Here is a 13,690-nt window from a genome sequence, read left to right as displayed (position 1 = left end):
ATGTGCGGGCCTACGTCCGCGAGAGGTGATATGTACGATGGTCTGTTCGTCGAACGGTTCACGACAGTGGGCCGTCTCTCACTCGAACCGTTCACCAATCCGAGGTGACCCGAATCATTAATCATCGTCCATACTGATTTCCGAGCATGTACGACGACGAGGACTTAGCGTCTATCCGCGAGGCGCGCGACGAGTGGGAGTCTGAGACCCGTGACCCCTTCCTCGAGAAGGGTGGCGAACGAAAAGACCGGTTTGCCACCGTCTCGAACCACGAAGTCGACGATATCTACACGCCCGAGGACGTCGCCGAACTCGGCTACGAGGAGGACCTTGGGTTCCCCGGCGAAGCACCGTACACGCGCGGGGTCTACCCGACGATGTTCCGCGGTCGGACGTGGACGATGCGCCAGTTCGCTGGATTCGGGACTGCACAGGAGACGAACGAGCGCTTCCACTACCTCATCGAGAACGGCCAGACTGGTCTGTCGACGGCGTTCGACATGCCGTCGCTCATGGGCAAGGACTCTGACGACCCGCTGTCTGATGGAGAAGTCGGGAAAGAAGGCGTCGCCGTCGACACCCTGCGCGACATGGAGATTCTCTTCGACGGCATCGACATCGGCGAGGTCACCACGTCGTTCACCATCAACCCCTCTGCCCCCGTCGTCTTCGCGATGTACGTCGCGCTCGCGGACAACCGTGGCGTCCCCCGCGACCAGATTGGCGGCACCTTCCAGAACGACATGCTCAAAGAGTTCATCGCACAGAAAGAGTGGGTCATCCCGCCGGAACCCTCGCTGAAACTCGTCACCGACACCGTCGAGTTCGCCGCCGAGGAGACGCCGCGAATCCGCCCCATCTCGGTCTCGGGCTACCACATCCGCGAGGCGGGGTCGACGGCGATTCAGGAACTCGCGTTCACCCTCGCAGACGGGTTCGCCTACGTCGAAGACGCGATGGACCGCGGCCTCGACGTGGACGAGTTCGCCCCTCAGCTCTCCTTCTTCTTCAACTCGCACAACTCCATCTTCGAGGAGGTGGCGAAGTTCCGTGCCGCCCGCCGCATCTACCACGACGTGATGTCCGAGTGGTACGATGCCGAAGACGAGCGCTCGAAGCAACTGAAGTTCCACACGCAGACTGCGGGGCAGTCGCTGACGGCCCAGCAACCGCTCAACAACATCGTCCGCGTCACGATTCAAGCGCTCGCGGGCGTCCTCGGTGGAACGCAGTCGCTCCACACGAACAGTTTCGACGAAGCACTGGCACTCCCATCTGAAGAGGCAGTCACCGTCGCCCTCCGAACGCAGCAGATTATCGCCGAAGAGTCGGGTGCGGCCGACGTCATCGACCCGCTCGGCGGCAGCTTCTTCATCGAGAAACTCACCGACGAAATCGAAGCCGAGACGATGGCCTACATCGAAGAGATTCGCGAGATGGGCGATGGCTCCGTCCGCGACGGTGTGCTCGCCGGCATCGACGAAGGCTACTACCACAAGGAGATTGGCGAGGCTTCCTACGAGTACCAATCGCGCGTCGAAGACGGCGAGGAAATCGTCGTCGGCGTCAACAAGTACGCCACCGACGACGACACCCGCCTGGATCTCCTGCACGTCGAAGATGCGGTGCAGGACCGCCAGCTCGAACGGCTCGACTCGGTCAAGGACGAACGCGACGACGACGCAGTCGAGGCGGCACTCGACGAACTCCGTGAGACCGTCAAAAACGGTGAGAACGTCATGCCGGTGCTCGTCGACGCAGTCAAAGCGTACGTCACGATGGGCGAGATTATGGACGTGTTCGCCGAGGAGTACGGCACCTACCGCGAGACCATCGGCGTGATGTAAGCCACCGAGTGGACGCCCCTCTCTGTCGTCCATCTCGGAACTCGGCAGACTCTCTGCGAACACCAATTCACTCACTTTTTCGGCTTTTCAGACCCGCCAGACCCACCGTCGGAGATTCGCAAAAATCGCCCGATACCGCAGCCTTTCTGAGTGGCAAAACCGGCCGTCCCCGTCGCAAAACTACATAGATTTATCATGGATGATTCTATTGGTTAGCACGTACTATGGTAGACGGTGACGGAGACGGTGAACTCGAGGCACGGCTGGTTGAACAGGAGGAGTTCGAACCCTCCGAGGAGTTCGTCGCACAGGCGAACGTCTCTGACCCAGCCGTCTACGACGAGTTCGAAGAGAACTGGCCGGGCTGCTGGGAGCAGGCCGCCGAAATGCTGGACTGGGACGACGACTACGACGAGGTGCTCGACGATTCGAACCCACCGTTCTACAAGTGGTTCACCGGTGGGAAACTGAACGTCTCGTACAACTGTGTCGACCGCCACGTCGAAAATGGCGACAAGAACCGCGTCGCCATCAAGTGGGAGGGTGAACACGGAGAGACACGAACCTATACGTATCAGGACCTGTACCGAGAGGTCAACGAATTCGCAGCAGCGCTCAGAGACCTCGGCGTCGAAGAAGACGACATCGTCACGCTCTACATGCCGATGGTTCCCGAACTCCCCATCGCCATGCTGGCGTGTGCCCGTATCGGGGCACCACACTCGGTCGTCTTCGGCGGCTTCTCTGCGGACGCGCTCGCGACGCGCATGAACGCTGCAGACTCCCGATTCCTCGTCACGTGTGACGGTTACTACCGCCGTGGCGACGCACTCGACCACCTCGCCAAAGCTAACGAAGGCCTCGACGGCGTGAACCACGGTGTCGACGCGACGGTAGTCGTCGACCGACTGGGTGACGACGGCTTCGGCCACGACCTCAAGGGCAACCAGTACGACTGGGACGAGTTGCTGGCCGAGCACGCAGGCGAGCGCGTCGACCCCGTCCAGCGCGACGCCGAAGACATGCTCTTTTTGATGTACACGTCGGGAACGACGGGACAACCGAAGGGTGTCAAACACACCACCGGTGGCTACCTCGCGTACGCGACGTGGACCTCACACGCGGTGCTCGACATCGAGAAGGAAGACACCTACTGGTGTTCGGCCGACATCGGCTGGATTACCGGTCACTCCTACATCGTCTACGGCCCACTGGCACTCGGGACGACGACGGTCATGTACGAGGGGACGCCGGACTTCCCGAACCGCGACCGTCTGTGGGACATCATCGAGAAGTACGCGGTCGACATCTTCTACACGGCACCGACGGCGATTCGAGCGTTCATGAAGTGGGGCAGCCAACACCCCGAGAAACACGACCTGTCGAGTCTTCGTCTCCTCGGCACGGTCGGCGAGCCAATCAACCCGCGCGCGTGGAAGTGGTACTACAAACACATCGGCTACGAGGAGTGCCCGGTGGTCGACACGTGGTGGCAGACCGAGACGGGCGGCATGATGATTACGACACTCCCGGGAATCAAGAAGATGAAACCCGGCTCTGCCGGCCCGCCGCTTCCAGGTATCGACGCGAAAATCGTCGATACGACTGGAGAACAGGTCGACGCAGGTCGAGCGGGCTATCTCACGGTCAACAAGCCGTGGCCGGGCATGCTCCGGACGCTCTACAAGAACGACGAGCGCTTCATCGAAGAGTACTGGCGAGAGTACTCTGACGTCGACAGCGACGACCCCGAAGACTGGGTGTACTTCCCCGAAGACGGCGCGAAAATCGACGCGGACGACTACATCACCATCCTCGGCCGGGTCGACGACGTCATCAACGTCTCTGGTCACCGCCTCGGAACGATGGAAATCGAATCCGCAATCGTCGGCGTCACGGGCGTCGCCGAAGCGGCGGTCGTCGGCGGCAACCACGAGGTGAAAGGCGAGGCCGTGTACGCCTACGTCATCACCGAGGAAGGTCAAGCAGAAGACGACGAGATGCGCAAGCGCATCGTCAAGGGTGTCGAAGACGCGATCGGCCCCATCGCACGGCCGGAAGCAGTCGTCTTCACGCCGGAACTGCCGAAGACGCGCTCGGGCAAGATTATGCGCCGCCTCCTCGAAGAGATTGCGAACGGCGAAGAAGAACTCGGCGACACGACGACGCTTCGGAACCCCGAAATCGTCGAAGAGATTCAGCGAAAGGTCCAAGTCGAGTAAACTCGCCTCGTCTCAGGCTTCGTTTTTCTTTCACTCACGCGGATAGCGACGGGTCGACGTGGACGAACTGTCGTTTCACGTGCCTCCCGAATACAGTTGAAATCTGACCGACAGCTCCGGTGTCGCGGTGCGTGTCACCACCCCGCACATTTATCTCTAACGTTACTGAAGGACAGCCTGTATGGACAAACCACTCCTGGTGACCGAGTTCCTCGACCGTGCGCGAAGGTACTACGCAGACGAGGAGGCGGTCGTCGCGACGACAGGTGAACGGTTCTCCTATGCGGAACTCGGCGAACGGGTAGACGGGTTCAGTTCGGCGTTACAGTCACGAGGCGTCGAGAAGGGCGACCGGGTCGCGGTTCTCGACCCGAACACGCACTACCACCTCGAAGCGGCCTACGGGACGATGCAACTCGGCGGTGTCCACATGCCGTTGAACTACCGCCTCGTGCCGGCAGACTTCGAGTACATGCTCAACGACGCCGAGGTGAAAGCCATCTACGCGGACTACGCGTTCGCAGAGAAGATAGAGGCGATACGAGACGACATTCCGACGGAGATTTTCGTCACGAACGCTCCCGACGAGGTCGACGGCGACTGGCTCGACTTCGACGACATCATCGCCGAATCGACCGAGTACGACAGACCGGAGATGGCCGAAGACGAGCTCATCACCATCAACTACACCTCGGGGACGACGGGCGACCCGAAAGGTGTCTGCCGGACACACAGGGCGGAGACGATTCACGCCTACCTCATCTCGATGCATCAGCACATCTCGGACAGCGACGTCTACCTGTGGACGCTCCCGATGTTCCACGTCAACGGATGGGGACACATCTACGCCATCACCGGGCACGGGGCGAAGCATATCTGCACACGGGGCGTGGAGGCCGAGGCCGTGTTGGACGCCATCCGTGACGAGAACGTGTCGTACCTCTGTGCCGCGCCGACCGTGCTGAACATCTTGATGAAACACTACCGTGACGAGGGCGGTGTCGAGACCACTGGCTCGAACCCAGTTCGCGCGGCGACGGCGGGGGCGGCCCCGCCGGAAGCGACGATTCGGACCGTCGAAGACGAGTTCGGATGGCACCTCATGCACGTCTACGGAGCGACCGAGACAGGGCCGCTCATCACCACCTCTGACGCGGAACGCTTCTTGGAGGGCGACGGCGACCGATTCAGCGTCAAGAAGAAACAGGGAATCGGCTATCTCGGCACCGACGTGCGCGTCGTCGACGAAGACGGGAACGACGTTCCCCGAGACAACCAGTCCATCGGCGAGATCGTCGTCGCCGGCAATCAGGTGATGGACAAATACTGGAACAAACCCGAAGAGACAGCAGAAGCGTTCTCCGACCGACTGGGGGGGTACTACCACATGGGTGACCTCGCCGTCGTGGACGAAAATGGCTTCATCAGCATCCAGGACCGCAAGAAGGACATCATCATCTCCGGTGGCGAGAACATCTCCAGCATCGAACTGGAGGACACGCTGTTCGACCACGACAAGGTGGCCGACGTGGCAGTCATCCCGGTTCCATCCGAGGAGTGGGGTGAGTCGCCGAAGGCGTTCATCGTCCCGACCAGTGGCGACCCCGACACACCGGGTGTGACAGAAGACGCCATCATCGAGTTCTGTCGAGAACGAATCGCGACGTACAAACTTCCCAAAGAGATCGAGTTCGTCGCCGAACTGCCGAAGACGGCGACCGGGAAGATTCAGAAGTACGAACTCCGCGAGCGCGAGTGGGAAGACGAAGGCCGGATGGTCGGAGAAGGATAGTTCTCTGGCCGCGGATTTCTCCGGGTGGTGTTGGTTTTCTCTCGTGGTCGAAGCGAACTGAATCAGAAAAACGTGTGAAGAATATGGTGGAGCAACGAGTGGGGAGGTCCTACTTGCAGTCGCAACCGTACAGGCCTAACTTTGCTGGGTCGTTGTTCCAGTAATCGAGGACGTCCTTGAGCGCCTCGCCGTCGAGTTCGTTGCCGTTGATTTGGATGACCCACTTCTTCTGGCCATCGCTGGCGTACTTGTACCACTGCTGTGCTTCCTGCTTCACCGTCCGAACGGTCCAGCCGTCGTACTGGCCGTCCATCGTGATTTCCGCATCGACACAGCCGTCGTCTTGGTAATCGTCTTCCCGGCCCTGGAAGTTCAGAATCGTGGCCATCAGGTGTTTGGCCATTATCAATTTCTTGTCGCCTTTGGAGGGGGCCAGGAGGTTCTCGTGCGTCACACCGTACTTTTCACTGGCCTTTTTTGCACTGTCTGTATGCCAGTTCGGGTGGTCTGGATGGTTCGCCCAGAACCCGGGTGTTCTGGGACAGTCGTGGGCTAGCGCACTCCCAGAGACCGCTGGAATGCCAACCCCGATACCCAGTGCCGACATAGCACCGAGTCTCAGGACGGAGCGACGTGAGGTCGAAAATGTATCTTTTTTCATGGCTATCTACCACCGAAGTGGCGTTTACAGAGTCGCTACTCGCGGGATTAGTTATATATCTGAGATTCACGGGTATCAGAATGTTATGCGGCCGTCGAATTCAGGAAATCGAGTTGAATCACTAAAATTATGTGAGATATATCTATTATACTGACAGTACTAGACCACCAACAGTCGTCGGCAAAAGACAGTCAACAGAATTGATTTGACGGGCGCTAAACCGTCGCATTCATCGGTTCGAAACTAGTCACGTTGCGGACTCTACGACGGAGTGAGCTGGCCCACTGTCACCTATCCGAACAACCCATTGGCACCACCACGTCTGTTGACTGTGGACTCTCGAAGGACGTTAGGAAGGACAAACCTCAGCCCTACTGCCCTCCTATGACAAACATCTAACGTATGTTTAAGAATATCATATTAATATATTCGGCCAACTAGGTCGATAACTAATACAAATTAAAGGGTATATATACATAACAATTATTAACCATCTATCCGGTCGTTTGGTCTATGGCACGGGATACCAAGCCACTCAATCGACGAGATGTGCTGAAGGCAACTGGTGCAGCCGGTTTGGCTGGGCTGGCTGGTTGTACTGGCGGCGGTGGCGGCGGTGGCGGCGGTGGCGGCGGCAGCGACGAAGACTATCCTGCACTGGGGAACTACCCAATCGAAGGGAACACGGCAGTATTCGGGTTCAACGTTCCACAGTCGGGACCATACGCGTCTGAGGGTGAAGACGAACTGCGAGCGTACGAGCTTGCGGTGAAGCACCTGAACGAGGGCGGCGGCTGGGTGGACACGCAGTTCGACGACCTCTCTGGCGACGGCGTCCTCGGCTACGAGATCGACCACGTCGACGGCGACACCGCGACGGACGCAGACCAGGCACGACAGTCTGCGTCGGGGATGATTCAGCGTGACAACGCGATTATGATCTCCGGTGGGTCGTCCTCTGCGGTGGCAATCGCAGTGCAAGGACTGTGTCAGAACGAGAAAGTCATGTTCATGGCCTGTCTGACGCACTCGAACGACACGACCGGGAAGGACTGCGTCCGCTACTCCTTCCGTGAGATGTTCAACGCGTACATGACCGGGCAGGCGCTGGCGCCGGTCGTGAAAGAGGCCTACGGAGAAGGGCTGAGCTTCTACCAGCTCTACGCCGACTACAGTTGGGGCCAGACCCAACAGGCGTCGATGGAACAGTTCATGACTGATGTTGCGGGCTGGGAGCAAGTCGAATCTGTCGCGACGCCGCTCGGGACGACGGACTACTCCACGTACCTCTCCGAAGCACAGAGCTCCGGTGCGGACGTACTCATCCTCAACCACTACGGCCTCGACGGTGCGAACTCCATCCAACAGGCCGTCGACGCGGGTATCAACGAGGACATGGAGATTATCGTTCCGCTGTACAACCGTCCGATGGCCGAAGCCGCCGGCGGCGCAATCGAAGGCGTCTACGGAACGCTCGCGTGGGACTCTCAAATCGACAACACCCCGTCGAAAGAGTTCACTGATGCGTTCCAGAGCGAGTACGACCGCATTCCGTCCGGCCCGGCACAGGTCGCGTACGCACAGACGCTCCAGTACGCCGCCGCAGTCGAGCGTGCAGGGACGTTCTACCCACCAGAGGTCATCAAGCAACTGGAAGACTACGAATACGACAACATCGGGATGGGCGCAGAGACCATGCGTGGCTGTGACCACCAGGCTCAGCGCGACGTGCCCGTCGTGAAGGGACTCCCAGGCTCCGAACAGGAGGCCGGGAAGTACTACGAGATTGTCAACATCACCAGTCGCGACGACCTCGGATACGCATGTGACGCAGGCCCGGCCGCCGAGTGTGAACTCGGCTCCTACGAGTAAGGCCCCCTGCCAACACCGTTATATTAATGAAAGTTAATCGCAGACAACCACGCACACGTAAATGAGTAAGAGTAACATACCCATGCTAGAATCTAACTCAAATCGCAGACGGGACGGTGGTCGGTCATGAGCATCCTCTCCGACATCTTCGTCATCCTGCTCAACGGGCTTCAGCAGGGGGCCATCTACGTCTTGTTGGCAGTTGGTCTTTCCATCATCTTGGGAACGCTCAAGTTCGTCAACTTCGCCCACGGCGCGCTGTATCTCATCGGCACGTACGCCGGACTGTTCGTCGCGTTGAACGTCCCACTGTCGAACGGGAAACTGTACGAATGGGGCCTTTCGTCCATCGGCTTAGACTGGGGCTTCTTCGCAGCGTTGCTGTTGGTCCCGCTTCTGGTATTCGTCGTCGGTCTGCTCATGGAGCGATTCGTCGCTCGTCCGTTCTACGACCGGCCAGACACCGACCAGATTCTCGTGACGTTCGGTCTCGCCATCGTCGTTCAGGAGCTGTTCCGCATCCTGTTCGGGAGTAACAGTCTGCCGTTCGATCAGCCAGAACGAATCCTTTCGTTCGGGTCGTTCGCAGGCATTCCTGTCTCCGGACCCGTCGCCCTCCCAATCGTCGGGAACTTCCCGCAGTGGCGTCTCTGGGTCATCGGAATCACGGCCGTCCTCGTCGCGCTCGTCTACCTGCTCGTCGAGTACACCGACTTCGGTCTGGTGGTCCGCGCAGGGACTCGCGACGCGGAGATGGTCCGGCTGCTCGGAATCAAGATTACCCGTCCGTACATCGTCGTCTTCGGTATCGGTGCGGCACTCGCCGGTGTCGCGGGCGTGGTCGGCGGCCCGCTGAACGTCGTCAACCCGACGATCGGGACGAACATCCTCGTTCCGGCGTTCCTCACCGTCGTCATCGGTGGTGTCGGGAGTATCGCCGGTGCAGTCGTCGGTGGCATCGTCTTCGGACTCACGACGGCCGCACTCGTGTCGCTCGCACCTGCGTGGTCGCAGGTCGGTCTGTACGCGATTGCAGCAATCGTGCTTCTGACTCGGCCACAGGGTCTCCTCGGTGACGAGGAGGTGGCACCATGAGCGAGAAAGACGCCAACCCAAGCGCGAACGAGACGCTCATCGGTGGCGACCTGTTTGGCCGCTGGGAACAACTTCGCGGCAGGGAAGGAACTGTCGTCGGCCTCACGGCCATCATCGTCGCAATCTTCCCGTGGCTCTTCGCTCGTGCGCCCTTCGTCTCCGGTTTCCTCCAGGGCTACCAGAGTCTCGCCACGCTCATCCTCATCTGGGGCATCTTCGCCATCGGATTCGACTTGCTCCTCGGATACACTGGCTTGCTCTCGTTCGGTCACGCCGCCTTCTGGGGTGGTGCGGCCTACGCCGCAGGTATCGTTGCGAAGAACGTCAGCGGCGACCCAATCGTGATGGTCCTGTCGGGGACGCTCTTCGCGGTGCTCCTCGCGTGGGGACTTGGGTTCCTCTCGCTTCGTCGCGGTGGAATCTACTTCTCCATCCTGACGCTCGCGTTCGCACAGATGATGTACTTCATGGCGGCCTCGCCACTCGCGTTCCTGACCAACGGTGAAAACGGACTCACCGGCGTCGACGTTGGCAACCTCTTCGGTGTCATCCACCTCGAAGCGGACATCCCCTCTATCGGTGGGATGCTCCTCGGAACGTGGCTCTACGCCTTCGTGGGCCTGTTCTTCGTCGGTGCTGTGGCAGTCGCGTACCGCATCCTCAACTCGCCGTACGGCATGGTGTTCCGCGCCATCCGTGAGAACGAACAGCGCGCCGAGTTCGTCGGACTCAACGTCTGGCGGTACAAACTCATGGCGTTCATCATCTCCGGTGCCTTCGCCGGTCTCGCGGGAAGCCTCTTCACCATCCACGGCGCCTACGTTCCGCTCCAATCGTTGTTCTGGACGGAGTCCGGAGACATCGTCGTGATGACTGTCCTCGGCGGCGCAGGGTCGATGTTCGGTCCTGTCCTCGGGGTCGGATTGTACCTCTACATCGAGAACATCGTCAGCACCATCCAGGTTCTGACGATCCCATTCACCGACATCGTACTCATCCAAGACTTTGGTTACTACTGGCATCTCCTCCTCGGCATCGTGTTCGTCGCAGTCGTCTGGGTCGTCCCAGACGGTCTGTGGGGTATCATCGGACGTGTCCGTACGTTCGTCTCCGACCGCATGGGAGGTGACCGCTGATGGCACTCCTCGAAACTGAGAACCTCGTCAAAGAGTTCGGTGGTCTCGTCGCCACCGACGACGTGAACCTGACCGTCGAAAAGGACGAGCGAGTCTCTATCATCGGCCCGAACGGCGCCGGGAAGTCGACACTCATCAACCTCATCACGCGTCGACTCGACCCGACGAGCGGAGATATCCGGTTCAAGGGCGAATCGATCGTCAATCTCGAACCACACGAAGTGGTCCAACGCGGTATCTCGAAATCGTTCCAGACCGCGTCTATCTTCCCCGACCTCACGGTCCGGGAAAACGCTGAGATTGCCGCACTCGCGGCCGAACGCGGTGCCTTCGGCTTCGAGTTCTTGAAGCACCGAGACTCCCTCACTGACGTCCACGACGTCGCCCGAAACACTCTCGACTCGGTTGGGTTGCTCGACCGCGCGAACACCGTCGCGACGGACCTTCCGTACGGTGACAAGCGTCGTCTGGAGATCGGTATCGCACTCGCCAGTGAACCTGACTTGCTCCTCATGGACGAACCGACCGCCGGTATGTCTCCCGAGGAGACGAAGTCGACGGTCGAACTCATCGAGCAAGTCAAGCGTGACCTCGGACTCACGTTCGTCCTCGTCGAACACGACATGGAAATCGTCTTCAGCATCTCTGACCGCATCGTCGTCCTCAGTCGCGGTGGTATCATCGCCGAAGGGACCCCCGACGAGATTCGGGGTAACGAAGCCGTTCAAGAGGCCTACCTCGGAGGTGTCGAGATATGAGCCTGCTCGAAATCGACGCGATAAATGCCTACTACGGTGAGAGCCACATCATCCGTGGCCTCTCGCTGGACGTCGAGGAAGGCGAAATCTGTGCACTCCTCGGCCGCAACGGTGCCGGCAAGACTACGACACTCCGCTGTATCTCCGGTGCAACGCCGCCGGACGTTCGAGAGGGTCACATCCGGTTCAAGGGCGAAGACATCACCGGCGTCCCGGCAGAGGACGTCTCTGTGAAGGGCATCTCACTCGTCCCAGAAGAGCGCCGTATCTTCCCGAACCTCTCGGTGGCGGAGAACCTCCACCTCGCAGAGGTCGTAAACAACAAATCCAACACGTGGGGTCGGTCGCTCTCGTTCGGTCACAAAGGGATGTCGACCGAGGAAGTGTACGACCAGTTCCCGCGACTGGACGAACGGAAAGACCAGCGAGCAGGGACGCTCTCCGGTGGCGAACAGCAGATGCTCGCCATCGCACGCGCACTGAAGCAGAACACCGACCTGCTCCTCCTCGACGAACCGTACGAGGGGCTCGCACCCAAAATCATCGAGGACGTCGAAGATGCGGTCGAACGCATCAGCGATGCGGGGACGACTATCCTCCTCGTCGAACAGAACGCTGCGGCAGCGATCAAACTCGCCGACCGGGCGTACGTCATCGACCAGGGGCAAATCGTCTTCGACGGTACCGCAGACGAACTCCGCGACGACAAAGAGACTCGCGAACGCTACCTCGGTGTCTAACGATGGCAGCAACACACAGCACTCCCGAGTCAGCGCTCGACACGCTCATCGCCGCCGGTGCGGTCGACGAAGCACCTGACGGGACGCTCACGACGAGCGACGAGTTCGAAAAGACGCTGGCAATCTACCACGATATCTACGGTGCGGTCTCCGAGGAGGAGTTCAACAACACCGTCGTCGAACTGTTCGGCCTCGACCCAGACGACGTCGAAGCACAACTCGCCGAACACGACGTGGGCAGGGCAGACGTCGTCGCGTACCTCGCGGCACAGTCGTTCCTCGACGTGCCGGTGGGGCAGGACATGCTCGTCCTCATGGCGAATCTCCTCGTCGAAATCACGCCCTCGTCACCGGTTCCAGCGGAACTCACCGAACTGGACGACGACTCCTACGAGTCGTTCCTCGCAGCCAACCCGGATGCCGTCATCACGGTGTGGCGGCGGAACTGCACGCCGTGTGATGTGATGAAAGAAGACCTCGGGGATATCCTCGAACAGGTGCCCGAGGGTGTCGCAGTCGCGGGTGTCGATGGCGAGGCGACCGGCGACTTCTGTCGCGCCTTCGGCGTCGACGCTGCGCCGTCGTTCCTCTGGTTCCGTGATGGTGATCTGAAAGAACACGAGTCCGGACGTCGGTCGCCCGTCGAACTGTCGAACGTCTTCGACCGCGTCTACTAGTTTTACGAGCGCTTCGTCGTGCCCGTCACCATGACGGGCCGGTTGGAGTTCAGAATCACCGTTTGTGTGACACTCCCGAAGAGCGCCTTCCCAGCGGGTGAGCGCTTGCGTCCAGCGGTGACGATGAGGTCTGCGTCTTCTTCCTCTGCGAACTCGATGATGACCTCCGCTGGGTCGCCCGACGACTCGTTGACGTCGTATTCGATACCGTGTTCTTCGAGGAACTCACTCGCCTCGCGTACCGAGTGAATCTGCGTCGCGGACGCACCACTCGGATTGTCTGTGAAACTGTGGATGAGCGTGACTTCTTTCTCCGAGTTGTCGCCCGGAAGATTCGCCACTTCTTCGACACACGCGAGCGCGTGGTCTGCATCGTCGTCGATACCGATTACCACGTGATACATACTACCACGTCCCGGTGCCTCGCCTTAGTATTTGTGTCGAACGTTCGTTGATTTTTCCTACTGACCTCTCGCCGCATCGTCGTCGATTCGTGCCGAGACGAAGACGACGAGAACGAGTGGCACGCCGAGGACGAGCGCGATCGTCAACGCTCCGTACGCCGCGAAGCCGAGGGGTGTCGCTGGGAACGGAATCAGAAACAGGAATCGGGGTGGCGAGAGTCCCGAGACGAACGTTCCCGTGAGGAATCCTGCGACTCCTGCGACAGTGACGAGGGCGGCGTACAACCCGAGGACGAAGCGTTGACCGCGGACGTTCGAACTCACAGTTCACCGTCTGCGTCGCGTCCGGATAGCAGTTTTCGTTCCCACGCGTCGCACCGATTAACCTTTTGCCGCACAGTCGCAACGGTTCGATATGTCGGATACGGATATCCTCGGAATCATCCTCGGGGCCGTCGCGATACTGATGTTCGTGGTGGGTATCCT

At 59.8% G+C, this 13,690-nt stretch carries 12 protein-coding genes; 9 read left to right on the top strand and 3 right to left on the bottom strand.

Going from position 1 to position 13,690, the window contains the following annotated elements:
• Window positions 1-146: 146 nt before the first annotated feature.
• The 3 genes from GJR98_RS13685 to GJR98_RS13675 all read left to right on the top strand — a co-directional run bounded on the left by GJR98_RS13685 (window position 147) and on the right by GJR98_RS13675 (window position 5,861).
• The gene (locus GJR98_RS13685; RefSeq protein WP_151139200.1) at window positions 147-1,847 is read left to right on the top strand and encodes an acyl-CoA mutase large subunit family protein; all 1,701 of its coding nucleotides are present in this window, start codon (window positions 147-149) and stop codon (window positions 1,845-1,847) included.
• 224 nt (window positions 1,848-2,071) lie between these two features.
• Entirely contained in the window at window positions 2,072-4,069 is a 1,998-nt protein-coding gene (gene acs, locus GJR98_RS13680) for an acetate--CoA ligase (RefSeq protein WP_151139199.1), read from the top strand.
• 181 nt (window positions 4,070-4,250) lie between these two features.
• Entirely contained in the window at window positions 4,251-5,861 is a 1,611-nt protein-coding gene (locus GJR98_RS13675) for a long-chain-fatty-acid--CoA ligase (protein ID WP_151139198.1), read from the top strand.
• Window positions 5,862-5,970: 109 nt separating this feature from the next.
• Here GJR98_RS13675 and GJR98_RS18000 read toward each other — a convergent pair whose 3' ends face one another.
• Window positions 5,971-6,264 carry a hypothetical protein gene (locus tag GJR98_RS18000; protein ID WP_323849379.1) on the bottom strand — a complete coding sequence of 98 codons (294 nt, stop codon included), beginning with the start codon at window positions 6,262-6,264 and terminating at the stop codon, window positions 5,971-5,973.
• Between the two features lie 834 nt (window positions 6,265-7,098).
• Between GJR98_RS18000 and GJR98_RS13665 the strand changes: the two genes are divergently transcribed.
• The 6 genes from GJR98_RS13665 (at window position 7,099) to GJR98_RS13640 (ending at window position 12,800) form a co-directional block, all read left to right on the top strand.
• Complete coding sequence (locus GJR98_RS13665) at window positions 7,099-8,394, top strand: substrate-binding protein (protein WP_225316422.1); 1,296 nt, start codon at window positions 7,099-7,101, stop codon at window positions 8,392-8,394.
• A 126-nt stretch (window positions 8,395-8,520) separates the two neighbouring features.
• Window positions 8,521-9,489 carry a branched-chain amino acid ABC transporter permease gene (locus GJR98_RS13660; RefSeq protein ID WP_151139196.1) on the top strand — a complete coding sequence of 323 codons (969 nt, stop codon included), beginning with the start codon at window positions 8,521-8,523 and terminating at the stop codon, window positions 9,487-9,489.
• Window positions 9,486-10,625 carry a branched-chain amino acid ABC transporter permease gene (locus tag GJR98_RS13655; protein ID WP_151139195.1) on the top strand — a complete coding sequence of 380 codons (1,140 nt, stop codon included), beginning with the start codon at window positions 9,486-9,488 and terminating at the stop codon, window positions 10,623-10,625. Before GJR98_RS13660 ends, GJR98_RS13655 begins: the two co-directional genes overlap by 4 nt.
• Window positions 10,625-11,383, top strand: coding sequence for an ABC transporter ATP-binding protein (locus tag GJR98_RS13650; protein ID WP_151139194.1), 759 nt, complete (start codon window positions 10,625-10,627; stop codon window positions 11,381-11,383). Before GJR98_RS13655 ends, GJR98_RS13650 begins: the two co-directional genes overlap by 1 nt.
• Complete coding sequence (locus GJR98_RS13645) at window positions 11,380-12,123, top strand: ABC transporter ATP-binding protein (protein WP_151139193.1); 744 nt, start codon at window positions 11,380-11,382, stop codon at window positions 12,121-12,123. Before GJR98_RS13650 ends, GJR98_RS13645 begins: the two co-directional genes overlap by 4 nt.
• Before the next feature lie 2 nt (window positions 12,124-12,125).
• Window positions 12,126-12,800 carry a thioredoxin family protein gene (locus GJR98_RS13640; protein ID WP_151139192.1) on the top strand — a complete coding sequence of 225 codons (675 nt, stop codon included), beginning with the start codon at window positions 12,126-12,128 and terminating at the stop codon, window positions 12,798-12,800.
• A 2-nt stretch (window positions 12,801-12,802) separates the two neighbouring features.
• Here the strand turns inward: GJR98_RS13640 and GJR98_RS13635 are convergent, their stop codons facing one another.
• Together GJR98_RS13635 and GJR98_RS13630 are read right to left on the bottom strand one after the other, a co-directional pair.
• Window positions 12,803-13,204, bottom strand: coding sequence for a universal stress protein (locus tag GJR98_RS13635; protein ID WP_151139191.1), 402 nt, complete (start codon window positions 13,202-13,204; stop codon window positions 12,803-12,805).
• 57 nt (window positions 13,205-13,261) lie between these two features.
• On the bottom strand, window positions 13,262-13,528 hold the full coding sequence (locus GJR98_RS13630) for a DUF7520 family protein (RefSeq protein ID WP_151139190.1): 267 nt from the start codon (window positions 13,526-13,528) through the stop codon (window positions 13,262-13,264).
• Window positions 13,529-13,690: the final 162 nt, after the last annotated feature.

The sequence above is a fragment of the Haloferax marinisediminis genome, from assembly GCF_009674585.1.
Lineage (GTDB): Archaea > Halobacteriota > Halobacteria > Halobacteriales > Haloferacaceae > Haloferax > Haloferax marinisediminis.
This window is presented reverse-complemented; position numbering and strand designations above follow the sequence as displayed.

What these genes read in the sequence shown, in the direction of transcription:
- GJR98_RS18000 (WP_323849379.1), bottom strand. Translation starts at nt 6,264, where the DNA reads ATGGCCAAACACCTGATGGCCACGATTCTGAACTTCCAGGGCCGGGAA.
- GJR98_RS13640 (WP_151139192.1), top strand. Translation starts at nt 12,126, where the DNA reads ATGGCAGCAACACACAGCACTCCCGAGTCAGCGCTCGACACGCTCATC.
- GJR98_RS13660 (WP_151139196.1), top strand. Translation starts at nt 8,521, where the DNA reads ATGAGCATCCTCTCCGACATCTTCGTCATCCTGCTCAACGGGCTTCAG.
- GJR98_RS13645 (WP_151139193.1), top strand. Translation starts at nt 11,380, where the DNA reads ATGAGCCTGCTCGAAATCGACGCGATAAATGCCTACTACGGTGAGAGC.
- GJR98_RS13635 (WP_151139191.1), bottom strand. Translation starts at nt 13,204, where the DNA reads ATGTATCACGTGGTAATCGGTATCGACGACGATGCAGACCACGCGCTC.
- acs (WP_151139199.1), top strand. Translation starts at nt 2,072, where the DNA reads ATGGTAGACGGTGACGGAGACGGTGAACTCGAGGCACGGCTGGTTGAA.
- GJR98_RS13650 (WP_151139194.1), top strand. Translation starts at nt 10,625, where the DNA reads ATGGCACTCCTCGAAACTGAGAACCTCGTCAAAGAGTTCGGTGGTCTC.
- GJR98_RS13675 (WP_151139198.1), top strand. Translation starts at nt 4,251, where the DNA reads ATGGACAAACCACTCCTGGTGACCGAGTTCCTCGACCGTGCGCGAAGG.
- GJR98_RS13655 (WP_151139195.1), top strand. Translation starts at nt 9,486, where the DNA reads ATGAGCGAGAAAGACGCCAACCCAAGCGCGAACGAGACGCTCATCGGT.
- GJR98_RS13685 (WP_151139200.1), top strand. Translation starts at nt 147, where the DNA reads ATGTACGACGACGAGGACTTAGCGTCTATCCGCGAGGCGCGCGACGAG.